This window comes from Halorubrum sp. SP9, from assembly GCF_005435015.1.
GTDB lineage: Archaea > Halobacteriota > Halobacteria > Halobacteriales > Haloferacaceae > Halorubrum > Halorubrum sodomense.
Map to the genome: position 1 here is coordinate 70,285 of NZ_SGXU01000014.1, position 22,718 is coordinate 93,002.

Annotated in this window: 27 protein-coding genes; 12 read left to right on the top strand and 15 right to left on the bottom strand. The window is 70.8% G+C overall.

What is annotated here, in order from left to right; genetic code table 11:
• Positions 1-97: 97 nt before the first annotated feature.
• On the top strand, positions 98-1,702 hold the full coding sequence (gene serA, locus EXE45_RS10090) for a phosphoglycerate dehydrogenase (RefSeq protein ID WP_137694244.1): 1,605 nt from the start codon (positions 98-100) through the stop codon (positions 1,700-1,702).
• Positions 1,703-1,708: 6 nt separating this feature from the next.
• Here serA and EXE45_RS10095 read toward each other — a convergent pair whose 3' ends face one another.
• From EXE45_RS10095 to EXE45_RS10120, 6 genes are all read right to left on the bottom strand, one after another.
• Positions 1,709-2,110, bottom strand: coding sequence for a type II toxin-antitoxin system VapC family toxin (locus EXE45_RS10095; RefSeq protein ID WP_137694245.1), 402 nt, complete (start codon positions 2,108-2,110; stop codon positions 1,709-1,711).
• Positions 2,107-2,475: an antitoxin VapB family protein gene (locus EXE45_RS10100; protein ID WP_137694246.1), complete on the bottom strand. Its 369-nt coding sequence runs from the start codon at positions 2,473-2,475 to the stop codon at positions 2,107-2,109. Before EXE45_RS10100 ends, EXE45_RS10095 begins: the two co-directional genes overlap by 4 nt.
• Before the next feature lie 153 nt (positions 2,476-2,628).
• Positions 2,629-3,912, bottom strand: coding sequence for a threonine synthase (gene thrC / locus EXE45_RS10105; RefSeq protein ID WP_137694247.1), 1,284 nt, complete (start codon positions 3,910-3,912; stop codon positions 2,629-2,631).
• 112 nt (positions 3,913-4,024) lie between these two features.
• Entirely contained in the window at positions 4,025-4,240 is a 216-nt protein-coding gene (locus EXE45_RS10110) for a hypothetical protein (protein ID WP_092919318.1), read from the bottom strand.
• 74 nt (positions 4,241-4,314) lie between these two features.
• On the bottom strand, positions 4,315-4,992 hold the full coding sequence (gene upp, locus EXE45_RS10115) for a uracil phosphoribosyltransferase (protein ID WP_092919316.1): 678 nt from the start codon (positions 4,990-4,992) through the stop codon (positions 4,315-4,317).
• Positions 4,993-5,078: 86 nt separating this feature from the next.
• Complete coding sequence (locus tag EXE45_RS10120; RefSeq protein WP_137694248.1) at positions 5,079-5,324, bottom strand: hypothetical protein; 246 nt, start codon at positions 5,322-5,324, stop codon at positions 5,079-5,081.
• 58 nt (positions 5,325-5,382) lie between these two features.
• Here EXE45_RS10120 and EXE45_RS10125 point away from each other — a divergent pair, with 58 nt between their 5' ends.
• Positions 5,383-5,709, top strand: coding sequence for a hypothetical protein (locus tag EXE45_RS10125; RefSeq protein ID WP_137694249.1), 327 nt, complete (start codon positions 5,383-5,385; stop codon positions 5,707-5,709).
• Between the two features lie 99 nt (positions 5,710-5,808).
• A complete protein-coding gene (locus EXE45_RS10130; protein WP_137694250.1) occupies positions 5,809-6,048 on the top strand; it encodes a hypothetical protein in 240 nt (79 codons plus the stop codon).
• A 30-nt stretch (positions 6,049-6,078) separates the two neighbouring features.
• On the opposite strand, the gene EXE45_RS10135 is transcribed toward EXE45_RS10130, so the two are convergent.
• On the bottom strand, positions 6,079-7,356 hold the full coding sequence (locus EXE45_RS10135; RefSeq protein WP_092919308.1) for a GTP-binding protein: 1,278 nt from the start codon (positions 7,354-7,356) through the stop codon (positions 6,079-6,081).
• 125 nt (positions 7,357-7,481) lie between these two features.
• Between EXE45_RS10135 and EXE45_RS10140 the strand changes: the two genes are divergently transcribed.
• From EXE45_RS10140 to EXE45_RS10155, 4 genes are all read left to right on the top strand, one after another.
• Positions 7,482-7,691 (top strand): hypothetical protein, encoded by a 210-nt coding sequence (locus EXE45_RS10140; protein ID WP_137694251.1) that lies wholly within the window; start codon positions 7,482-7,484, stop codon positions 7,689-7,691.
• Between the two features lie 176 nt (positions 7,692-7,867).
• A complete protein-coding gene (locus EXE45_RS10145) occupies positions 7,868-8,164 on the top strand; it encodes a hypothetical protein (protein WP_092919304.1) in 297 nt (98 codons plus the stop codon).
• The gene (locus EXE45_RS10150) at positions 8,164-9,144 is read left to right on the top strand and encodes a TRC40/GET3/ArsA family transport-energizing ATPase (protein WP_092919302.1); all 981 of its coding nucleotides are present in this window, start codon (positions 8,164-8,166) and stop codon (positions 9,142-9,144) included. Before EXE45_RS10145 ends, EXE45_RS10150 begins: the two co-directional genes overlap by 1 nt.
• Before the next feature lie 207 nt (positions 9,145-9,351).
• Complete coding sequence (locus tag EXE45_RS10155) at positions 9,352-11,238, top strand: carbon starvation protein A (RefSeq protein ID WP_092919300.1); 1,887 nt, start codon at positions 9,352-9,354, stop codon at positions 11,236-11,238.
• A 61-nt stretch (positions 11,239-11,299) separates the two neighbouring features.
• On the opposite strand, the gene EXE45_RS10160 is transcribed toward EXE45_RS10155, so the two are convergent.
• Positions 11,300-11,932 carry a hypothetical protein gene (locus EXE45_RS10160; protein WP_092919298.1) on the bottom strand — a complete coding sequence of 211 codons (633 nt, stop codon included), beginning with the start codon at positions 11,930-11,932 and terminating at the stop codon, positions 11,300-11,302.
• The gene (locus EXE45_RS10165) at positions 11,925-12,323 is read right to left on the bottom strand and encodes a cupin domain-containing protein (protein ID WP_137694252.1); all 399 of its coding nucleotides are present in this window, start codon (positions 12,321-12,323) and stop codon (positions 11,925-11,927) included. The genes EXE45_RS10160 and EXE45_RS10165 overlap by 8 nt, the downstream gene beginning before the upstream one ends.
• Before the next feature lie 170 nt (positions 12,324-12,493).
• Between EXE45_RS10165 and EXE45_RS10170 the strand changes: the two genes are divergently transcribed.
• The 4 genes from EXE45_RS10170 (at position 12,494) to EXE45_RS10185 (ending at position 14,313) form a co-directional block, all read left to right on the top strand.
• Positions 12,494-12,751 (top strand): hypothetical protein, encoded by a 258-nt coding sequence (locus tag EXE45_RS10170; protein ID WP_092919294.1) that lies wholly within the window; start codon positions 12,494-12,496, stop codon positions 12,749-12,751.
• Between the two features lie 94 nt (positions 12,752-12,845).
• Positions 12,846-13,532: a DUF5828 family protein gene (locus tag EXE45_RS10175; RefSeq protein WP_137694253.1), complete on the top strand. Its 687-nt coding sequence runs from the start codon at positions 12,846-12,848 to the stop codon at positions 13,530-13,532.
• Between the two features lie 112 nt (positions 13,533-13,644).
• Positions 13,645-13,884, top strand: coding sequence for a hypothetical protein (locus EXE45_RS10180; RefSeq protein ID WP_092919290.1), 240 nt, complete (start codon positions 13,645-13,647; stop codon positions 13,882-13,884).
• Positions 13,885-13,938: 54 nt separating this feature from the next.
• Positions 13,939-14,313, top strand: coding sequence for a helix-turn-helix domain-containing protein (locus EXE45_RS10185; protein WP_092919288.1), 375 nt, complete (start codon positions 13,939-13,941; stop codon positions 14,311-14,313).
• 22 nt (positions 14,314-14,335) lie between these two features.
• Here the strand turns inward: EXE45_RS10185 and EXE45_RS10190 are convergent, their stop codons facing one another.
• From EXE45_RS10190 to EXE45_RS10215, 5 genes are all read right to left on the bottom strand, one after another.
• A complete protein-coding gene (locus EXE45_RS10190) occupies positions 14,336-16,465 on the bottom strand; it encodes a S9 family peptidase (RefSeq protein WP_137694254.1) in 2,130 nt (709 codons plus the stop codon).
• A gap of 84 nt (positions 16,466-16,549) precedes the next feature.
• Entirely contained in the window at positions 16,550-17,143 is a 594-nt protein-coding gene (locus tag EXE45_RS10195) for an IMP cyclohydrolase (RefSeq protein WP_092919284.1), read from the bottom strand.
• A 369-nt stretch (positions 17,144-17,512) separates the two neighbouring features.
• Complete coding sequence (gene cgi121, locus EXE45_RS10205) at positions 17,513-18,130, bottom strand: KEOPS complex subunit Cgi121 (RefSeq protein ID WP_137694255.1); 618 nt, start codon at positions 18,128-18,130, stop codon at positions 17,513-17,515.
• The gene (locus EXE45_RS10210) at positions 18,127-20,595 is read right to left on the bottom strand and encodes an ATP-dependent DNA helicase (protein WP_137694256.1); all 2,469 of its coding nucleotides are present in this window, start codon (positions 20,593-20,595) and stop codon (positions 18,127-18,129) included. Before EXE45_RS10210 ends, cgi121 begins: the two co-directional genes overlap by 4 nt.
• A 457-nt stretch (positions 20,596-21,052) precedes the next feature.
• Positions 21,053-21,730, bottom strand: coding sequence for a class I SAM-dependent methyltransferase (locus EXE45_RS10215; RefSeq protein WP_092919278.1), 678 nt, complete (start codon positions 21,728-21,730; stop codon positions 21,053-21,055).
• A 66-nt stretch (positions 21,731-21,796) separates the two neighbouring features.
• On the opposite strand from EXE45_RS10215, the gene EXE45_RS10220 reads away from it, so the two are divergent.
• A complete protein-coding gene (locus EXE45_RS10220) occupies positions 21,797-22,240 on the top strand; it encodes a DUF2391 domain-containing protein (RefSeq protein ID WP_092919276.1) in 444 nt (147 codons plus the stop codon).
• 31 nt (positions 22,241-22,271) lie between these two features.
• Here EXE45_RS10220 and EXE45_RS10225 read toward each other — a convergent pair.
• Positions 22,272-22,718 (bottom strand): magnesium transporter (locus tag EXE45_RS10225; protein WP_137694257.1); only part of this gene is annotated, 447 nt, incomplete at its 5' end.

The following is a 22,718-nucleotide window of genomic DNA, read 5'->3' on the forward strand; positions in this document are numbered from 1 at the left end:
CGAAAGGGGGATCGATATTCACGAGCGCGGATCCGACCGGGCGGCAAAACGGCGCGATTCGGAAAGCGTTAACCCCGCGCCGCGGGTCCGTTTCGACATGAAGGTACTCGTGACCGACCCCATCGCGGATCCGGGGTTGGACCGACTCCGAGACGCCGGCCACGAGGTCGTTACCGACTACGAGGCCGAGGGCGACGCGCTGCTCGACGCCGTTGCCGACGCCAACGCGCTGATCGTGCGGTCCGGAACCGACGTGAACGAGGCCGTCTTCGAGGCGGCTTCCGACCTCGTCATCGTCGGCCGCGCCGGCATCGGCGTCGACAACATCGACATCGAGGCCGCCACCGACCACGGCGTCATCGTCGCGAACGCGCCCGACGGCAACGTCAGGGCCGCCGCCGAACACACCGTCGCGATGACGTTCGCCGTCGCGCGCTCGATCCCGCAGGCGCACGGGCGACTCGTCGACGGCGAGTGGGCGAAAGGCGAGTTCCTCGGCACCGAGGTGAACAACAAGACGCTCACCATCGTCGGCCTCGGCCGCGTCGGCCAGGAGGTCGCGAAGCGGCTCGACTCGCTCGGGATGGACCTCGTCGTCTACGACCCGTACATCTCCGAGGAGCGCGCCGACCGCATGGGCGCCGAGCTCGTCGAGGACCTCCACGACGCGCTCGCGGCCGGCGACTTCGCGACGATCCACACCCCGCTCCTCCCCGAGACGGAGGGGATGATCGGCGAGGCCGAGCTGGCTCAACTCGAAGGCGGCTACCTGATCAACTGCGCCCGCGGCGGCATCGTCGAAGAGGACGCGCTCGCCGCGGCGGTCGACGACGGCGTCCTCGCGGGCGCCGCGCTCGACTCCTTCGCGGAGGAGCCGCTCCCCGAGGACTCACCGCTGCTCGACGTCGATGACATCGTCTTGACCCCGCACCTCGGCGCCTCGACGGAGGCCGCCCAGGAGAACGTCGCGGTCGACACCGCGGAGGCGGTGCTGGCAGCGTTCAACGACGAGCCGGTCCTGACGGCGCTCAACGCCCCCTCCGTCGACGAGAGCGCGTTCCCGCGGATCGAACCGTACATCGACGTGGCCGAGACCGCCGGGAAGGTGGCCGCGCAGCTGCTCGACGGCCGGATCACCGAGGTCGAGGCGACCTACGAGGGCGACATCGCCGCGGAGGACGTCGACCTCGTCACCGCGAGCGCGCTGAAGGGCGTCTTCGAGCCGCTGGAGTGGCAGGTGAACGCCGTCAACGCGCCGCGGCTCGCCGAGGAGCGCGGCATCGAGGTGACCGAGTCGAAGACCCGACAGACCGAGGACTTCCAGAGCCTCGTCCGCGTCACCGTCCGCAACGGCGACGACGAGATCGCGGTCGAGGGGACGCTGTTCGCGGGCGAGGACGCCCGCATCGTCCGGATCGACGGGTTCCGCGTCGACGCGGTCCCCTACGGCCACATGCTCGTCGCGCGCAACACCGACGAGCCGGGCGTCATCGGGCTGATCGGGACCGTCCTCGGCGACCACGACGTGAACATCGCCGGGATGTTCAACGGCCGCGAGACGCAGGGCGGCGAGGCGCTCACCGTCTACAACCTCGACTCGGCGGTCCCCGACGCCGCGATCGAGACGCTGCTCGCGGACGACCGGATCGTGGAGATCACCGAGATCACGCTGGACGGCGCCGACGAGCGGCCCGACGAGTAGTCGGGGTCAGTACGCGGCGACCGGGACGAACGGCTCGAAGTCGTCGACGGTCCGCGCGACGACGGTCATTCCCTCCGCGTCGGCGACTCCGGCGATGAGCAGGTCCGCGGTCGCCGCGTCGACGGCCCGCCTCGTGTGGTCGTCGGAGCGGTACGGGTCCGCCTCGAACGCGCCCGCCGCGAGGGCGTGCTCGCCCGTGATCGGCACCACGTCGAGCCACGCGAACGCGGCTGCGAGCCGCTCGGGGTCGAAGTCGCCGTCGAGGCGCCGCCCGACCGCGACCTCCTTGTAGTTCATCGCGGTCGTCGCGAACTCGCCGTCCTCGTGGGCTTCGAGGAACTCCCGAACGGCGTCGGTACCGGCGAGGTAGTCGATCAGGAGCGTGGTGTCGAGCAGGTACCGGGTCACGCCGATCCTCCGTCGGCGTCGTTCGTCTCATCGGAATCGACATCGTTCGCGTCGGTGCCGTCGTCGCTCGTGTCGGCGGCAGCGCCGCCGTCCGGAGGCTCGTCGTCGCCCGCGTCCGCCATCCGATCGATCGCCGCGGCCTGTCGGGTGCCCGCCGACTCGTCGAACCGCTCCCGCGACCGCCTCGCGGCCTCGCGGAGCGAGTCGGTCTCCGCGGTCGACAGCGACCCGAACCCGTCGCGCCAGTCCCCCTCGCTCTCGTCGATCAGCCGATCGATGAGGTCGGTGAAGCTCTCGTCGTCGCGCTTCCGGGCGCGAAGCCGCTCGTACACCTCCTCGCGGACGCCGATCGTTTTCGTTGGCATCTCGTGTTTGTGTATGTGCTTGTGTATATGATAGCTGGCCCGGCGCGGTGGGACGCCCGAGCGTCGAGGGTCAAGGGTCGAACGTCGAGCGTCAAGCGTGGGCGCCGAGCACGAATCGGAGTCCGGATCCGAATCCGAAGCCGCAGTCGGCGGTTACCCTCTGATGTGGTCGAGGACCGCGTCGGCGTCGTTCGGGACGGGCTCGGGATCGCCGCCGGCCTCGTAGGCGGCGTCGGGGTCCTTGAGGAGGTGGCCGGTGGTGAGGCAGACGACCCGCTCGTCGTCGTCGACGACGCCGGAGCGCCGGAGCTTCTTCAGGCCGGCGAGGCTCGCCGCGGACGCGGGCTCGACGCCGACGCCCTCGCTGGCGAGGTGGCGCTGCGCGGCGGTTATCTCGTCGTCGCTCACGGCGACGGCGGTGCCGTTCGTGTTGCGAATGCCGGGGATCGCCTTCGGAGCGTTGACCGGGTTGCCGATGCGGATCGCGGTCGCGCGCGTCTCGATGTCCTCCCAGCGCCGGATCTCGTCGTTCCCCTCTTCGATCGCCTCGACCATCGGCGCGGCGCCCTCGGCCTGGACCCCGGTGAGCTTGGGGACCTCGTCGACGGCGAGCGCGCCCGACTGGACGAGCTCGCGGAACCCCTTGTACAGCGCCGAGGTGTTGCCCGCGTTGCCGACGGGGAGGACGATCCGGTCCGGGAACGCGCCGTAATCGGCGTAGAACTCCTCTAAGACCTCGAAGCCGATCGTCTTCTGGCCCTCCAGGCGGAACGGGTTCAGCGAGTTGAGCAGGTACGCCTCGCCGCGCGCGGCGAGCTCCTGGACGATGTCGAGACAGGCGTCGAAGTTGCCGTCGACCTCCAGGATGCGCGCGCCGTGGAGGCTCGCCTGCGCGACCTTCCCGGCGGCGACCTTCCCGGCCGGGAGGAGGACGAGCGTCTCCATGTCGCCGCGCCCGCCGTACGCGGCGAGCGCGGCCGACGTGTTGCCGGTCGAGGCGCACGCGAGCGCGCCGACGCCGAGCTCCTTCGCGACGCGGACGCCGACGGTCATCCCGCGGTCCTTGAACGAGCCGGTGGGGTTCATCCCCTCGTGTTTGATCCGGAGCGCGTCGACGCCGACCGCCTCCTCGATGCGCGGGACGCGGTGGAGCGGGGTGTCGCCCTCGGGGAGGGTGACGCCGAGGTCGAAGGGGAGCGCCTCGCGGTAGCGCCAGACGCCGCGGTCGGGGCCGTCGGAGGGCGCGCCCGCGCCGAACTCGTCGAACGTCGGCGGGTCGGCGTACCGGACTTCGAGCAGGCCGTCGCAGTCGTCGCAGGTGTACCGAACCGCCTCGAACGGCGCGAACGTCTCGTCGCACGCGATACAGGCGAGCCACGTCCCGTCGGCGGCGCAGTCTGGCGCCGCCGGGGCCGCGGCGTCGATGGCGAGGTCCATTACGTCGAACTCCGTTCCGCCGCGGCTTAAGACGGGCGGTCGGAACGGACGTTGCCGCCCGAAACGAAGGTGTTCGGCCGGTCGCGGGATCTCCCCGGTCCGGCCGGGGGCCTCAGTCGACGATGATCTCCGAGCTCTCGTCGCCCTCGTCGCCGCCGGAGCCGAGGCGGTCCTGGTAGCGCTGGATCCAGTCGGCGAAGCAGTCGGGGCAGAGGCGCTGGGTGTCGATGTTCGCCCGGTCGACGCTCAGCCGGACGGTGCGCGCGAGCGCGTCCGTCGTGGCGTCGCCGCAGGCGTCGCACGGCTCGGTCGTCGGCGCGTCGCTCATGTCGTACCGGTCGCGGCGACGGCTCTTAAAAGTACGTCGACGGAGTCGGGGCGCCCGGGCGGGGACGCGGCCGCTTAGACCGTCCGGAACGCCCGGTCGCCGGCGTCGCCGAGGCCGGGGACGATGAACCCGTCGTCGTCGAGGTGGTCGTCGATGGCGACGGTCAGCAGGTCCGCCTCGGGGACCGCCTCGCTCACGCGGACGAGGCCGGCGGGCGCCGAGACCGCGGAGAGCACGAACAGGTCCTCGAAGTCGTCGGCCTCGTCGAGGACGTGGTCGAGGACGGCGACCATCGTCGACCCCGTCGCGAGCATCGGGTCCGCGACGATCACGGTGTCTCGGGGTCGGATTTCGGGGAGCTTCACGTAGTCGATGCTGATCGGGAACTCGCCGTCCGCGGTCATCCCGGCCGCCTCGTCGCGCCCGGCGGAGATGACGCCCTGCTTCGCGCGGGGGAACGCCTTCAACAGCCCCTCGACGAACGGGGTCGCGGCGCGGAGGACGTTGATGATCACCACGTCGTCGAGCCCCTTCACGCGCTCGCCCGTCGTCTCCTCGAGCGGGGTCTGAACCGGGACGTACTCGGTCTCCATGGCGCCGTCGATGATCTCGTAGCCGCAGATGCGGCCGAGCTTCACCAGGCCCTTTCGGAACGCGACCTGCTCGGTCTCGACGTCGCGCAGCCGCGAGAGGGTGTCCGTCGCCAGCGCGTGCGTGATGAGGTACGCGTCGTCTCGGTCTTCGATCGTCATTGTCCGGAATCCCGACCGGAACGGGCTTAAAATGTGGCGAATCGCACGGTCGGCGGGCGAGAGACCGACGCGACGCGGGTGGACCGTTACCGGAGCGCGACCACGTACGTCACGCCGAAGAGAATTATCGCCAGCGTCGCGACGTTGACCGCGGTGAGCGACGCCGCGCCGAGGAAGTCGAGTCCCCAGACGACCATCCAGGCGAACCACGTCGAGAGCACGGCGTTCATCGTGAGCAACACCTTGGGGTCCCCGGAGGAGCGCTCGACGCCCTCGCGGACTCCCGGGCCGTCCTCCTCGCCGCTCTCCTCACCGCTCCCCTCGGCGCTCATACGCCGACTGGCGGGTGTGCGCCACTTAGCTCTTGTCCGTTCGGGACGTACGGCGGTCATGGTCGGAGCGCCCCGCCTCCGCAACCGCCGCGGCGAGCCGATCGACCCGGTCCCCTTCCTCGTGACCGCGGGGCTGACGTTCACGCTCGTCTTCTCGTTCGGGCCGCTCTACGGGCTCGCGTACGGGCTGTCGCTGCCCGTCGCGCTCGCGGCGTCGGCGGGTGGGTTCGCGGGCGTCGCGTGGCTCGCGTACCGACAGCTCGTCCGGTCGGCGCCGCCCGCCGACGCCGGGACGCTCCCGGTCGGCCTCCGGTTCGAGCGGCTGCTGTACGCCGGTATCGGGCTGGTGATCGTCTTCGTCGCGCTCACGCTCCCGCTGCTGTGAGGAGCCGAGCGGCGCGGGCGACTCGGGGCCGCGAGGCGGCTGTGCGAATCGATCGCACGACACCGAGAGACTAAGATGATCGATGCGGATAATTACGGTATGGGCATCTTCGACACGGTGACCGACGCGCTGGCGAGCTCGACGCAGAAGGCGCCCGGCACCGCGGGGAACGACGGCTCCGAGGGGGCGTACTGGTGCGACGACTGCGGCGTCCGCGTCCGCGACGTCGACGTCGACGACGAGGGGCTCGATCGCGACGCCGAGGGGACGCCGACCTGCCCCGACTGCGGCGACGCGATGCGCTTCGAGCGCGCGGCCGGGAGCGGCTGCGCCTGCTGAACGGCGGACCGATTCCTTTTCGCAACGGCCCTACGGCTCCCGGAGCGCGACCTCGCTCCCCTGTTCGGTCGGGAACGGCGCGGGGTCGGCGTCGGCCGGGTCGTCCCCGACGCCCGGGTCGCCGAGCTCCGCGAGTTCGGCGTCGGTCAACAGCGCGTCGTCGAGCCGCGAGACGAGGGCGTCCTCGTCGACCTCGGTGCCGATGACGACGTACTCCGTCCGGCGGTCGCCGCGCTCGTCGTCCCAGTCGAGGCCGGGGCGGTTCGAGCGGAGCATGTCGCGCTCGACCGACGGGACGCCGGCGATCCACGGACCGAGCGCGGTGACCCGGACCGACCGGCCCGCCTGCCCGACCTGCTGGCGCTGCTCCGTACCGGCGACCCACAGCGTCCCCTTCGAGCGGACCACGCCCGACGGGAGGTCGCGGAGGACGGCGGCGATCCGGTCGGGGTGGAACGGGCGGCGGCGGCGGTAGGTGAAGGAGGTGACGCCGTACACCTCGTCGGGGTGGCGGTGGTCGGCGTGGTCGTCTTCTCCGTCCCCGTGGTGGTCGTCTTCTCCGTCCCCGTGGTGGTCGTCCGCGAGCGCGCGCTTCCAGCCCGGGAGGTCGCCGAGTTCGCCCTCGTCGAACAGCCCGACGTCGAGGAGCCGGTCGGGGTCGACCGCGGAGAACTCCGTGACGACAGTCTCCGCGCCGGGCTGGAGCGCCCCCACAAGCTCGACCGCCTCGTCGACCTCCGCGTCGGTGCAGAGGTCCGCCTTGTTACACACCACGAGGTTCGACACCTCGACCTGCTCGACGAGGAGGTCCGAGAGCGGTCGGTCGGCGTCCCCGCCGTTCGCGTCGCCGGCGTCCGGGTCGACGCGCCGCTCCGGAGCCCCGTCGCCAGCGAACGCGTCGAGGAACTGCCGCGTGTCGATCACGGTCACCAGCGCGTCGACCCGGTAGCGGGCCGCCGCGCGCGACTCGGCGGTGAACAGCCGCGCGACCGGCGCCGGCTCGGAGATGCCGGACGACTCGACCACGAGCGCGTCGAACGACCGGTTCTCGGCGAGACGGACCACGGCGGACTCCAGGTCGTCCTGTAGCTCGCAGCAGATACAGCCGTTCGACAGCTCCGTGACGCCGCCGACGCCGACCTCGGACTCCTCGGCGATCAGCTCCGCGTCGACGTTGACGTCGCCCATGTCGTTGACGAGGACCGCGAGGTCGCGGTCGCCGGCGTTCCGCAGGAGGTGGTTCAGGAGCGTCGTCTTGCCCGCGCCGAGGCCCCCCGAGAGCACGGTCACTGGGATGCGGTCGTCCATACGGCCGGATCGGACACGACGCTATTCAACCCCCGGGCGGCGCGCCGAAGCGAGCGACTCCTCGGACCCGCCCCGGGCCGGCCCGAGCCGATACGTTGATAGGCTGCGGTCGTCGAACTCGGGACATGGTTCTGTCCGCCTCCGCCGTGTCGCTGGTCAGCGTCACGATGACGGTGCTGATGGTCGCCGCGATGCTGTACCTGGTCTGGGGAGCGCTCGGCAGCGACATCCACAGCCCGAGTCCCGACGACGGAGACCGACCGGAGCTGGGCGACGCCGAGGAGGCCGAGACCGACGACGCGTCGGGGGAGCTCACCGAAGGGAGCTCCGCCTGACGCACAACTACAAGCGAGCTTCGCCTGACGCCCAACTCGGAGGGAGCTTCGCCTGACGCCCCGCGCTCCGCGCGCGACCCGCCCGCGGATCGGCGCCCCGGCGACTGACAGCGGATCGGCGTCTCGACGACCCGGCCGCGATAGCTTTTAACGCCGGAGCGTCGTCATGAGGAATAATGACAGTAGCCGACCGGATCGAGGCGTTCCGAGCCGCGCTCGAGGAGTGGCTCCGAGGCCTGTACCACGGGATGATCACGCACCCGGCCTACGAGAAGATCGAGAAGGAGGCCGAGGACACCGAAGACGAGTTCATGCTGGCGTGTTTCCCGGACGCGTTCGGGGTCCCGTCGCCGGTGTCGTACTACACCGCCGAGCTGCTGCCGTACCTCGAAGACGAGTTCGAGGCGTGGGAGCGGCGGCTGTGGGACCGCGACAGCCTCATCGAGCGGAAGGGCCAGCAGTACCACTTCTGATGACGGAGCTTCACGCCTCCGCCGACGGGGAGCAGTTCGTCTTCTTCGGCGGGAAGGGCGGGGTCGGGAAGACCACCGTCTCGTGTGCGTACGCCTACCGCTGCGCGCGCGACGGCGCCCGGACGCTCGTCGTCTCCACCGACCCGGCCCACTCGGTGTCGGACGTGTTCGACCAGCGGTTCGGCGACGAGCCCGAGTCGGTCGACGGCGTCGACGGGCTGGACGCGATGGAGATCGACCCGGAAGACGAGATGCAGCGGCACCTCGACGAGATCCGCGAGTCGCTCTCCGAGCAGGTGTCGGCGGCGATGGTCTCCGAGATCAACCGCCAGCTGGAGATGTCCCACGGGACGCCGGGCGCGTACGAGTCGGCGCTGTTCGACGCGTTCGTCGACGTGATGCGCACGGAGAGCGAGCCGTACGACCGCGTCGTGTTCGACACCGCTCCCACGGGGTCGACGCTGCGGCTGCTCGGGCTGCCCGAGTTCCTCGGCGATTGGATCGACCGCCTGCTGTACAAGCGGAAGCAGTCGATAGACCTGTTCGAGAAGGCCGCGATCGGCGACGCGGAGCCGCGGCGCCTGTTGGAGGGCGACCCCGTGATCGAGCGGCTCCGGGAGCGCAAGGAGTTCTTCGAGTTCGCCGGCGAGACGATGCGGTCGGACGCCGCCTTCTTCCTCGTGTTCAACCCCGACCAGCTCTCCGTCAACGAGACGGCGCGAGCGATCGAGGAGTTCACCGACCGCGACCTGCGCGTCCGCGGGCTCGTGGCGAACAAGCTCACGCCGTCGCCCGACGACGACGAGACGGGACGCGGCGCGCGCTACCTCCGCGAGAAGGTCGAGACCGAGCGCGACCGCCTCTCGCAGGTCCGCGAGGGGTTCGACCCACCGCTCGTCGCCGAGATAGAGTCGCGCACCACCGAGGTCCGCGGGGACGTGCTAGCCGACGTCGCCGCGTCGCTGGACGTGGAGCCGTAGGGGCTCGAATCCGGAGCGCGCCCCGTCATGAGCGCGCGCGAGGGGTATCGGCGACCGATTAGTGCGAATTTTACCGGGGAGTGTGGAGAAAAAAAACTGTGTTCCGGCGGTGAGTTCGGTCGGTCTCCCCGTATACACCTCGAATATCATGAACGAAAGTAACGTTTAAGTCTGACATGGTGAATCGATACCACGAGGCAGGGACTTATGACAAGTGTAATTTGGATCGTCGTCGCCGTGCTCAGTACGTTCACCGTGGGATACGTGGGGTACTCGCGGTACCTCTCTCGGTTCGTCGAGATAGACGACGACCGGGAGACGCCGGCACACAAGTACGAGGACGGCCAGGAGTACGTACCGGCGAAGAAGCCGGTGTTACTGGGGCATCACTTCTCAAGCATCGCGGGCGGCGCGCCGATCGTCGGCCCGATCACCGCCGGAGCCATCTGGGGCTGGGTTCCGGCGCTTCTGTGGGTCGCCATCGGCAACCCGCTGATGGGGGCCGTTCACGACTTCATCTCGCTTTCGGGCTCGATGCGACACGAGGGGAAGTCGATCGGCTACATCATCGGCGAGTACGTCGGTGAGCGCGGCAAGAACATGCTGCTGTGGTTCGCGTTCCTCACCATCATCCTCGTGGTGGCGGTGTTCGCCCTGGTCGTCGGGATCGTGTTGAACGCGTTCCCGTCGGCCGCGACCGCGAGCCTGGTGTACATCGCGCTGGCGTTCGCGTTCGGCGTCTACCTCTACCAGCTCGACGGCCCGTTCCTCCCGGGGACGGTCGTGTTCGTCGCCGGGGTGTTCGCGGGCGTCTGGCTCGGGATCCAGTACCCGCTCGCGCTGTTCCCGGCGGTCGAGACCGGGGTCTACCCCGCCGGGACCATCGTCCTCTTCGAGTTCCTCGGGAACGGCGCCTGGCTGCCCGGCGCGGTGGTGAGCACCAGCGCCATCCTCCAGCCGAACGTCGCCGCGTGGGTGCCGGTGATCCTCGTGTACGCGACGCTCGCGAGCGCGCTCCCGGTGTGGGTCCTGCTCCAGCCGCGGGACTACCTGTCGTCGTTCCTGCTGTACTCGGGCGTCGGCGGGGCGCTGCTGGCGATCATCGTCGGGACGCTGCTGGGCACCTCGGCCCAGCCGCTGACCATCGACCCCTCGATCGGGGCGTACATGGGCTTTTTCGGCAGCGACCTCGCGATCGAGACCAGAGGGATAACGCCGCTGTTCCCCCTGTTGTTCGTCACGATCGCCTGCGGGACGATCAGCGGCTTCCACTCGCTGGTGTCGTCGGGGACGACGGCCAAGCAGCTGAACAAGGAGAGCGACGCCCGCCTCATCGGCTACGGCGGCATGCTCGGTGAGGGCCTGCTCGCGTCCGTCGCGATCTCGACGCTCGCGGTGGCCGGCGCGACCACGGCGGCGGCCGGCGGCGGCATCGGCGGCGCGCTGCCCAACTTCGCGACCGGCGGCGGGATCATCCTCACCAGCCTCGGGATCCCGCAGAGCTTCGGTGCGCCGTTCATGGCGCTCGTCTTGGTGAGCTTCCTGCTCACCTCGACCGACACCGCCGCGCGGCTCGGGCGGTACATGATGGAGGAGATCGTCGGGACCCGAGGAAGCGGGACGACGACCGGCTTCTCGACCGACCTCAGCAGCCTCGCGAAGGGGCGGTACACGAACCCGATCGTCCAGTCGCTCGTCGCGTACCTGCTCGTCATCTCCGGCGAGTGGGTGACGCTGTGGGCGCTGTTCGGCGGCGCGAACCAGCTGCTCGCGGCGCTGGCGCTGCTCGCCGCGACCGTCTGGCTCGCCAACTGGGACGAGTCCAAGCAGCTCGTCTCGACCGGCGTGCCGATGACGATCATGGTGACGATCACCGTGCTCGGGCTGTCGTGGGTCGCGCTGTGGGACAACCTCTATCAGAAGCTCATCCAGGGCGGCGTCACGGGACTCGGCGGACAGATATCCGCCGTCGTTCAGATGGGGCTCGCGTTCGTCCTCATCTACCTCGCGCTGTCGCTCGTGTGGATCGGTTACGGCAACATCACGAGCGTGCGGAGCGGCGGCGAGCCGGCGGCCGAACCGAGCGACGACTGACTCCGCGTTCCGCTTTTTTCGACCGGGCTCGATCCGAGAGCGCCGCTGCCCGGGTGACTCCTCACCGCCAGAAGCGCTTCGCGAACCGCGAGAAGAACCCCTCGTCCGGCTGCTCGACCCGCTCCCACAGGCGGAAGGCGGCGGCGGTGTCGGCGCTCTCGCTGGCGACGAGCGCCTCTCGCTCCGGGGCGACGACGACGAGGTTCACCTCGTAGTGGCCGTAGTAGCCGAACTTCAACAGGGTGCGGTCGCGGAACCCGTCGACGAACGCGGCGACGTCGTCCGGGATCCGGTCGGCGACGAGGACGACGGTGACGTCGGTGCCGTAGTGCTCCTCGTGGGCGTCGACCCGCTCGTCGGCGACGTCGTGAGCGAACTCGACGAGCCGCTCCACCGCCGCGACGCTCGGCGTCGACACGCGACGGGCGAAGACGTACTCCATCAGGTCGTGGTCCGCGTAGCTCAGCGCCGGGTGGAGGAACTGCTTCTGGTTGCGCACCCGCATCTCCGCGGTCATCTCGAACCGCTCGCCGTCGACGACGACGTCGCGGTCGAGGTCGTAGCTGTACATCAGCCGGTCGGAGACGCGGTCGAGGTACTCGTCGTCGTAGTCGGGCACCGCCTCGCGGATCGCCGCCGGCAGCTCCTCGGGGTCGCGGCGAGGTGCCTCGCCGGGGGTCGCGTTCTCACTCATCGTCGTCGGCTCCGGCGTCGTCCGGGTCGTACGGCACGGCGTCTCCCGAGGCGGGCGGCGCACCGACGGCCAGCACCGTCACCGGGCCGTCGGCGTCGGCGGGGTTGTACGCGCGCTGCGGGCTCTCGGGGTCGACGACGAACAGGTCGTCCGCCGGGACCTCGTAGGTTCGCTCCGGCGTCTCGACGGCGAGCGTTCCATCGAGCACGTAGAACGCCTCCTGTTGGGTCTCGTGGTGGTGGTACGCGAGCGGCAGCTGCTCGCCGGGCGCCGCCCGGAACCGGTTGATCGCCGCGGCGTCGAGCCCTCCCGGTTCGGACAGCTTTCGACACTCGCAGGGGCGGTCCGGTTCCGGTTCGACGGCGTCGACGTCCACGACGCGATATCCCATGCGAGCACATTCCACGGAGCGGGTAAAAAGGGCGTCGGCGACCGGCTCGAGGGACCACACCGCGACGCCGCTCGGGGCGTGGATTTTCGGGCTGTCGGGGCGAACCCGCGTCGCACGCGCGTGAGGCGCGGATTTAAGTCCCGCGACGCCGTATCCCACGGTGAACGACCATGACAGAAGAGGCCGACCGGACGGACGCCGACGAGCCCGTCGAGGCGGAGGCGTGCGGGCGCTGTTCGATGTCGACCGTCGTGGGAGCGGTGGCGAAAGACCAGACGCCGGAGGAGCGGGCCGAGCGCGATCCGTTCCGGGGCGATCGGATCGAGGTCGACGAGTCGTCGGTCCGGCGTGTTTCCCCCGCCGGCTACCTCGGCGACCTCAAGGAGCGGCTCGACGCGTTCGCGCGCCGAGTCGCGTACGGGAAGTAGTCCCCCACCGCGGGCCCGACGGCCGAGCCGCCCCCGGCGAGTCGCGCCAATGCGGAGAGACTTATACGCGTTCGCTCCGTAACGGGGGCAACCGATGGAAGAGAGCATCTCCGGCTTCAAGATGCGCGGCGACTGGGGCGACGTCGTCGAGCACGGCGAGCGGATCGCCTTGGCGCTCCGGGAGGTGGGGGTCGACGGCGACGCCTACTACGAGTTCGACGAGTGGCGCCCGAAGACCCACGAGCGCATCGACGAGGACGTCTCGGAGAAGACCGCGGCGCAGGCCTCTGTCGACGAGGGGAAAGGCGAGCGCGCGGGGAAGTCGCCGGGCGACGACCTTCAGACGGCCGGCGAGAAGCTCACCGAGTCCTACGAGAAGGTCGAGGAGAACGACACCGAGAGCGCCCGCGAGAGCTGGGGCGAGTCGATCGGACACGTCGCCCGCGCGGCCGACTCGGCCAGCCGGAAGGCGCTCCGGAAGGTGGAAGACGCGGTCTACCGGAACGTGATGACCCAGATGGCGCCGTACTACTTCGACAACGAGCTCGTCAGCGCCAACATCCAGGAGGTCGCCCGCGCCGAGGACGGCGAGACGTTCGTCTTCGAGGTGAACGTCAACGACGACGAACTGAAGGGCGAGGTGTCGGCGGTCCTCGACGACTACGAGTCCGAGATAGACCGCTGGCACGTCGAGGCGGAGAAGCGGACCGAGGACGTCGCGGCCGCCGAGGGCGTCGAGCCGCCCGCCGAGGAGGGCGGACCGGATTCGACCAAGACGTGAGCGGGCGCGACGCGACCGCCGAGGCCGCCGACCGCGGCCGCACCGGACACGCGGGCACCGCGGGCCGAGACGCATCGGTCGCTTTTAACTCACCGACGGCCGAATCGAACCCATGAGCGAGGTACTCCGGGTCGAGGCGGGCGAGTTGGCCGTCGACGAACTGATCGACGCGCTCAACGACGGGCGGCGGATCCTCGTCGACGTCGAGGTCGCGGGCGCCACCCACGAGGTCGCCCTTCGCTACGACGGCGAGACGTACCACTGCGACACGCCGACGAACCTCCATCGACACGCGGACGAGTCGGGGATGCGAGGCTGTATCGACCAGATGGGCTACGCGGCCGAGGAGTGAGACCGCCGAGCGGCGAAACCGACATTTAACGTCGCCGCGCGTGAATCGGGTCGTATGAGCGACCCCGAGATCGAGGACCTCGTCGGCGACGCCTCCCCGTCCTTCGAGCACGTCCTCTCCTGCGTCTTCGGCGTACGCGACCACGAGAGCCGCGCGTACCTCGCGCTGCTCGAGCATCCGGGCAGCACCGTTTCGGAGCTCGCCGACGCCCTCGACCGGGACCGATCGAACGTGAACCGGTCGCTGTCGACGCTGCGCGAGAAGGGGCTCGTCGAGCGCCGGCGGCGGCTGCTCGACTCCGGCGGCTACGTCTACCAGTACACCGCGATCCCGGTCCCGGAGGCCAAGCGGCGCCTCCACGACGCCCTCGACGAGTGGGTGACGGACGTCCACGACGCCATCGACGCGTTCGAGCCCGACGAGCGCTGAGCGTTTCGCGGGGCGAAGAGGCCTACTCCTCGGCCTCGTCATCTCCCTCGCCCGCGGTCAGCCCGTCGTCCTCGGGCCGGTCGAGCGCGCGGTCCGCGTCGTGGTGCGCGGAGTAGCCGTCGAACCAGCGGGCGATCCGCTCGATGCGGTCGACGACGTGCGCGGGCTCGCCGGACCGCGAGAGCTCGTGGCCCTCGCGGGGGTACCTGACGAACCGCGTGTCGACGCCGTTCTTCCGGAGGATCCGGTGGTACAGCTCCGCCGTACAGATCGGGGTGCGCGTGTCGTCCTCGGAGTGGACGAGGAGGGTCGGCGTGTCGACCGCGTCGGCGTGGCCGGTCGGGGACTGCTCCCAGAGCCACTCGGGCTCCTCGGAGGGGACCGCGTCGAAGTCGCCCTCGACGAGCTTGTAGGCGGCGTCGGTCGAGCCGTAGAAGCCGGTGAGGTCGTAGACGCCGCGCTGGGAGACCGCCGCGCGGAAGTAGTCGGTCTGTCCGACCGCCCACGCGGTCATGAAGCCGCCGAACGAGCCGCCGGTGACGAAGGCGTTCGACGCGTCGATCTCCGGGCGGTCGGCGACCGTCTCCACGCCGGCCATCACGTCGCGGAGGGTGACCGCGCCCCAGTCCCGCTCGATCGCTTTCATGAACGCCTCGCCGTAGCCGGTCGAGCCCCGCGGGTTCGACCAGAAGACGGCGTAGCCGCGGGCCGCGAGCGTCTGGAACTCGTGCCACATCGTCCCCGCGGTCGACCACATCGCGTGCGGCCCGCCGTGGATCTCGACCGCGAGCGGGTACGGCTCGTCGGCGCCGTCGCCGGCGGCCGCGTCCCCGTCGCCCGAACCTGCCGGCGGCGTCAACAGCCACCCCTGGATCTCCACCCCGTCGGACTCGAACCGGAGCTCCTCCGGCTCCCCGATCGCCCGCCCGGCGAGGTAGTCGGCGTTCAGTTCGGTCAGGCGGGTCGGCGCGTCGGAGTCGGCGTCGTAGGCGAACGCGTCGCCCGGGTGGTCCCACTCGCTGGCGGCGTACGCGACGGTGACCGACTCGGGTCCGGTACCGGCCTCGCCGCCGACCGTCGCGGCCGAGACGGTTCCCGGCCGGAGCAGGCGCTCGGGGTCGGCGCTCCCGTCGGCGGGGACGTGCCACAGCGCCGTCTTCCCCTCGTCGGGCGTCGCGAAGTACAGCGTCGCCTCGTCCGGGCCCCACTGCGGCGTCGTCCCCCGGCCGAGCCCGCGGTCGAGGCCGCCGGTCAGGTCGGTGACGGCCCCCGACTCGGCGTCGAGGACGCGGAGGTCCGTCGGCTGCATCGACACCCGCTCCGGCTCGGCGTGCGTGAAGGCGACGCGGCCGTCGGCGGTCGCCGCGAGGTCGGCGCCCCACCCGGTCGTGGTGTGGACGCGCTCGGCCTCGCCGGCCGCGAAGTCGTGGGCGCGGATCGCGATCTCGACCGAGTCGTCGGGGTCGTCTCCGATCGCCTCGGTGTAGTACAGCGTGTCGGCGTCGCCCCACGACGGGGCGGCGAAGTCGGCGTCCCCGTCGGTGACCCGTTCAATCGATCGGGACTCGGCCGGGTCCGGATCCGTGACGCCCCCGACGGTCGCGTCGGCGTCGACGACGTAGACGCCGGGGCGCCGCCCGTCGAAGTAGCGCTCGGCCGCCCGGTAGACGGTCCGGTCGATGACGCGCGGGTCGGGATGCTCGTCCGGTTCGTAGTCGTCCGGCACGGCGAGGTCGCGGTCGGCCTCGCGGTCGTCGGCGGTCACCGACTGGACGAACGCGATCCGCTCCCCGTCTGGCGACCACGCGATGGACGAGACGCCGCCGACGACGTCGGTGACGCGGCGGGCCTCGCCCCCGCCGACCGGGAGGACCCACAGCTGCTGGCGGTCGTCGTCGGCGCCGCGAGTGGAGGTGAACGCGATCCGGTCGCCGGAGGGGCTCCAGCGCGGTTCGGCGTCGGATCCCTCGGGAAGGGTGAGCCGTCGGGGGTCGTCGTCGCCCGCGACGTCGACGAGGTACACCGTCGCCTCGTAGCTGTCGTCGTCGTTCGGCTGTCGGCGCACGAAGGCGACGCGGTCGCCGTCCGGCGAGATCCGGGGATCGGACGGGACCGCGATGTCGTGGTAGTCGGCCGCGGTGACGCGCTCCATGGAAGTCACTCGGACGGGGGGCTCAAAAGCCGTCGGGAGCCGGAAAGGCGGACGAGCGCCTCCGCGCTCCGAGTCCCTCAGCGGTCAGTCGTCGCCGTTGTCGAACGCCAGCGAGACGCCGCCGTCGTCGACGGTCGCGCCCGCGGCACAGACCGGGTGTTCGAGGTCGGACTCCAGCAGTTCGGTCGCGACCGACCCCGCGTCGGTCGCGGTCAGGTCGTACGGCTCGGGGGAGTCCGTCTCGTAGGTCGCGACGACCGTCGGCTCGTCGACGGCCTCGACGAGGAGCGCGTCGCGGCGGACGACCCCGATGGTCGCGGACGCAGCGCCGACGATCCCGGCGACGCGAGGCGTGTCGTAGTCGTCCCTCTCGTAGTCGAGCGCGAGCAGCGCCGACGCGAGCGCGTCGCGGGGCGGGTAGCCGCGCTCCAGTTTCTCCGCGATCGGGTCGACGTGCGAGCCGTTTCCGAGGGCCGCCAGCGGCGCCCCGGTCGGGGCCTCGACGGCGCGCGCGCAGTTGTACGAGACGTATGGGTTGTCGGTCTCCGGCGCGTCCGGCGTCGGACCGACGGTGAGCGTCCGGCCCCGGTCGCGGACGCGACGGTTCGGGAACGAGCGCGAGGAGACGCGGTAGCCGCCGACTCCCGGCGCGACGACGACGAATCGTCCGACGTACATACAGCTTCGTGCGGATTCGGTCGTGTAAAACGCGTCGATATGTCCACGAACGCGATCCGACAGCGGGAAGCGATCGCCGCCGTCGCGACCGCGACGCCGGCGAGGGGCGCCGACGCGGACGGGGAGCGTCAACCGATCGCACGGCGACCGCAACGCGCAACGCTTACAAAGACGTACTGGCTACCGATAAGTGCGCAGTCCATTGGGGTAGTGGCCAATCCTGAAGCCTTCTGGGGGCTTCGACCCTGGTTCGAATCCAGGATGGACTACTTCTGCTCCGTGCCGTTTCAACTGGAACCCAGAGGGATCCACGTCCAGCGGTTTCCAGTGGAAACGAAGGGGTACGATCCGGCGGTTCTCGACCCGCCGTCACTTCTCGACGTCGAGCAGCGCGACGCGCTCGCGAACCACGTCGACGAGGTCGCCGTTCGTCGCGGCGAGTTCGCGATCGGTAACGCCGTAGAACTCCCGGACGCGATTCTCGTCGAAGGCGACGGGGAGCCCGTCGCCGTCCGGACTCGCGATCGAATCGACCGCGAGCGCTCGGATCGACTCGACGGCCCGGTCCAGATCAGCGGTCGGACGGTCGACGCCGGGGACGCCGCCGAAGTCCGCGAGGAGGACGACCGCGGGCCGCCTTCCCTCGGAGACGCCGAGTTCGAGGGCGCGGTCGATCTGTCGCCGCCCGGCCGCGTACAGCAGGACCTCGACGCCGGGGTCGCGCGCGACCGCCTCGCCGCGGGCGATCGCTCGCGCGGCGAGCCGGACCGCTTCCCGGAGGTGAGCGGTCGAGACGACGAGGTCGGCGTCGAACGCCTGAACGACCGCGCCGGTCTCCCGGCCGACGTCGTCGAGGTCGCTGAGGAACGCGTCGAGGTCGTCGATCGCGAAGGTTCCGGCGACGAGCCTGACGGCGGGATCTGGCGCCGGCGGTCGGGGCGAGGTCGCTGACGGCCCGCGGGACGAGCCCCCCGACGGCTCCGTCATCCGAAATCACCCAGGCTGGCCTGTCCGTCGCCGTCGCCGTCGGCGTCCGCCCCCGCGGTCGCCGCCGCGGAGGCCGACCGGTCCGGGTCGACGCCGTCGAGCGAGGGGTCCTCCCGGCCGGCGTTCTCCAGGATCCGCTCGGCGGTGCGCTCGCGGCCGCGGAGCGCGCCGAGCACCACCGCCTTGTCCGCCTCGCGGAGGTCGGCGCGGCTCTCGATGCCGGCCTCGTAGAGGCGGCGGGCGCGCTTGCGGCCGACGTTGCGGACGCCCGCGAGGTCGAGCAGCTCCTCGCGGACGCCGTACTCCAGCCGCTTGCGAGCCTCGCGCACCCGAACGACCGTGTCGCCGTCGACCCCCTCGACGTCGCGCGCGAGCGTCTCGGCGGCGCGGAGGAGCCACTCGGCGGTGTCGACCTTCCCGCGGATGTCGCCCGGTCCGACGCCGTAGCGCTCCGCGATCCGGTCCTCGTCGACCTCGTTCGCCCAGTCCTCCAGCAGGCGGGCCGTCTTCAGCGCGGCGAGCCAGTCCTCGAACCGCACGTCCTCGTACTCGGAGGGGACGTCCCCGAGGAACTCCGTCTCGCGCTCGTAGCAGACCTCGGTGTACTCCTCGCGGTCGCCGGACTTGAGGTACAGCTCGTAGGTGTCGGGCGTCCGGCTGACGAGGTGATAGAGGCCGAGGGGGGTGACGGCGGGGGCGGCGGCGTCGTCCGGCTCCCCCGCCTCGGCGGCGGGGTCGCCTCCCTCCTCGTCCGCTCGCGTGTACGTCGTGAACCCGGAGTCGTCCGCGTCGGCCTCGGCGCCCGCGTCGGGGGCGGGACCGGCGCCGTCGGCGGGGACGAAGTCGCCGGCGGCGCCCTCGTCGTCCGCGCCGTCCGCGACGGTGCGGAGCCCGTCGAGTATCTCGGCCGCGCTCATCGGGTCGAGGTAGAGCCGGGAGACGGTGTGGCCGATCCCCGTCGCCGCGAGGCTCTCGCTCCCGCCGTCGCGGTCGCGCTCGACGAACCCGTTGACATCGAGGTAGTCGAGGACGGTATCGGTGACCGCTGCCAGGCGCCCCTCGTCGTCGGTCTGGGTCGCGTAGAGGGTGTTATCGAGGAACGAGAGCAGCCCCTCGCGGGTGGCGGCGAAGCCGGACGCGACCGTCGCGAGGACGTGGGTCCGGAGGGCGGGCTCGGCCGCCAGCTTCGAGCGGACCGGCTCGGCCTCGGCCCAGACGTACCGGTCGAACAGCTCCTCGCGGGTGTCGGCGTCGCTCGCGAGCAGCACCGCCTCGCCGTACGGATCGAGCCCGGGACGGCCCGCGCGGCCGCACATCTGGTGGACTTCGAGGACGTCGAGGGGTTGCATCCCGCCGAACTCGCCGTCGTAGCGGCGCCAGTCGCGGACGATCACCCGGCGGGCGGGGGTGTTGACGCCGGCGGCGAGCGTCGGGGTCGCGGAGACGCACTTGATCAGGCGGTCGCGGAACGCGTCCTCGACCAGGCTCCGGTGCTCGCTCGCGAGCCCGGCGTGGTGGAACGCCGAGCCCTCCTCGACCGCGTCCGCGAGGTCCTCGGAGGTGTCGGTGTCCGAGACGCCGCGGATCTCCTCGGCCAGCTCGCGGAGGCGGTCGCGCTCGTCGCCGGTGAGCCGCGGGCCGGTCACGTCCGTGAGCTTGCGGGCCGACGACTCCGCGTTGCGCCGGGAGTTGACGAAGACGAGCGAGGAGCCGCCCTGCCCGTCCTCCTCGGTGTCGAGGGCGTCCGCGACGAGTTCCGCGGTCTGGTCTGCGCCGCGCTCGACGGGCACCTCGCGCCGGCTGCCGTCGTCGAACTCGATCGCGTTGCCGAAGTGGACCCCCGTCCGCAGCTCGATGGGGCGCCAGTCGGACTCGACGAGCTCGGCGTCGAGCCAGTCGGCGATGACGTCGGCGTTGCCGACGGTCGCGGAGAGCGCGACCGTCTGGAGCCCCGGGTTCACCCTCCGGAGCTTCGCGAGCGTCACTTCGAGGGTGGGGCCGCGGTGGGAGTCGTCGACGAGGTGGACCTCGTCGCTGACGACGCAGGTGAGGTCGTCGATCCACGGCGCGCCGTTGCGGATCAGCGAGTCCACCTTCTCCGAGGTGGCGACGATGATATCGCGGCTCGCGAGCCACTCGCCGTCGGAGTCGTAGTTGCCCGTGGAGACGCCGACCGTGACGCCGAACTCCTCCCAGCGCTCGAACTCGGCCTTCTTCTCGCTGGCGAGCGCGCGCAGCGGGACGATGTACAGCGCCTTCCCGCCGCGCTCGATCGACGACAGCATCGCCAGTTCCGCGATCAGCGTCTTCCCCGACGCGGTCGGCACGGCCGCGACGAGGCTCTCGCCGTCGACGACGCCCGCCTCGACGGCCGCCTCCTGGGGCGGGTACAGCTCCTCGACGCCCTCCGCTTCGAGCGCCTCGCCGACGCCCGCGGGGAGCCCGGAGAGCGAACTCGGTTCCATTACCGGAGCGTGGGTCCCGACCCGATTTAAACCGTCGGAAGACCGCGATGAGGGGGGAGACAACGAGCGCGCCCGCGACCGCCGAGGCGGCACATGGTTATAAATCGTACTGCGGTGGCGCGTGCCTGCGAGCGGCCGCAGGCCGCGAGCAGCACGCGCGAGGGAGTCAGTCGCCCGAAGCGAAGCGAGGGCGACTGACGAGGCTGGGGAGGCGTGAGGTGCTGTGCGGAGCGGTGGGGGTGGGACTCAAAGGGGCAGCCGTGAGGAGGGCGCAGGCGACGTAAGCACTGGAAGGAGCGAACGAAGTGAGCGACTGAAGCGCGCAACGAGCGTGCGCCCTCCTCACGGCTGGGGCTTTGAAGATTCCCTCCGCCGATCCCCTCTCGACGATTTACAACCAAGCAGCTCAGTTTTTATAAGAGATCACCGCGCAGCCAACGGGTATTTTTAATCCAGATCAGGGAGCGACGCCGACCGTCAACAGCGTCCCCCACGTCCGATACCGATCGATCATCGCCTCGCGCGTCTCGTAGCCGTCGGTCGGGAACTCCGAGGCGTCGGGAATCTCGGTCTCGCGGTCCGGGATCGCGTCCTGCTCGGCGACGTACAGGCCGGCCTCGCGGAACGCCGCCCGATACGCCTCGCGCGACCACAGCGTCATGTCGACGGAGATGTTCTCCTGCCACGCGTGGGTCGTCTCGCTCTCCGCGAAGTAGTTGACGGCGCAGTAGAAGGTGCCGCCCGGGCGCAGCACCCGACGAACCTCTTCGAGCGTGTGGACGGGATCGCTCGCGTAGTAGAACGCCTCCATCGAGAAGACGTGGTCGAGGGCGTCGTCGGCGAAGGGGAGTTCGTCGAAGTCGCCGACCAGGAACCCGACCGCGCCGTCGTCGGTGTACCCGCGGGCGTTGTTCGCCATCTCGGGCGCGCCGTCGAGGCCGTAGCCGCGGCCGATGCCGCGCTCGCGGAGCGCGCGGAGCACGTAGCCCGAGCCGGTGCCCAGATCGAGGACGGCGTCGCCGTCCTCGACCGGCATCCGCGCCAAGACGTGTTTCGCGGTGTGCCAGTGGCGGTCCTCCATCCCGCGGTCCTTCCCGCTCGCCGCCCACTCGTCGAACTCCTCGCGAACGCTCATACCGGCCGGACGGGGAGAGCGGTGAAAAACGGCGGTGTTTTACCGGCTCCGCCCCCCACGGGGGACATGAAACGCCCGCGAGCGCTCCGCCGCCCGAACTTCCGGGTGGCCGACATGGCCCAGCAGTCGGTCGGCGGCTTCCTGCTCGCGGGGCCGTTCGTCGTCACCGCGGAGGTGTGGGAACTCGCCGCGGGGATGAACTGGGTCCAGGCCGCCGTGACCGCCGGGCTCGTGGCGCTGATCGGGTACGCCGCGCTGTACCGGGCCGACACCGGCCGCGACGTCGACGAGGAGCCGGACCTCGTCGGGGTCCCGACCCGCTTCGTCTCGCTGATGACGGTGGCGTTCGGCTCCGTGCTCCTGCTGGCGCTGATCTTCGACGCGCCCCACACGTTCCTCGTCGAGGGCGGGATCGGCGACGGCGCGGTAGTGGCGACGACCGCGAAGGCCGTCGCGGTCGGCGCCGTGTTCAGCGTCGTCGGCGCCGCGACCGCCGACAGCGTGTTCTGAGGTCGGCGCGCCCACGCTCCCGGAAATCGATTCACAACACCACCGAGACGACCGCGAAGAGGATCAACACGCCGGCGACGTCACAGAGGTTCGTCACCACGGGGATCGTCGTGTCGTCGGGGTTGAGCCCAACGCGGTAGGACACCTCGACGGCGGCGACGCTGGCGACGACGACGAGCGCGGCGAGCGCCATGCCGGAGACCAGCGAGATCAGCAGCACCCGGCCGAGCGCGAGCGACCCGCCGAGCGCGAGCCCGATGCCCCACGCGGCGATCCCCACCGCGCCGAAGACGGTCGCCGCGAGTCCGAACACCGCGCCCGCGTTCGCCCGGAGGGCGGGGTTCGACGGGCTGAGCTCGTAGGTCCCGAGGTAGAGCTGGGTCGTGAGCCGCGAGCAGGTTATCGACGCGAGGTTGCCGGCCGTTCCGATCTGGACGGGCACGAGGACCAAGAGCGCCGGATACCGCAGCAGAATCTC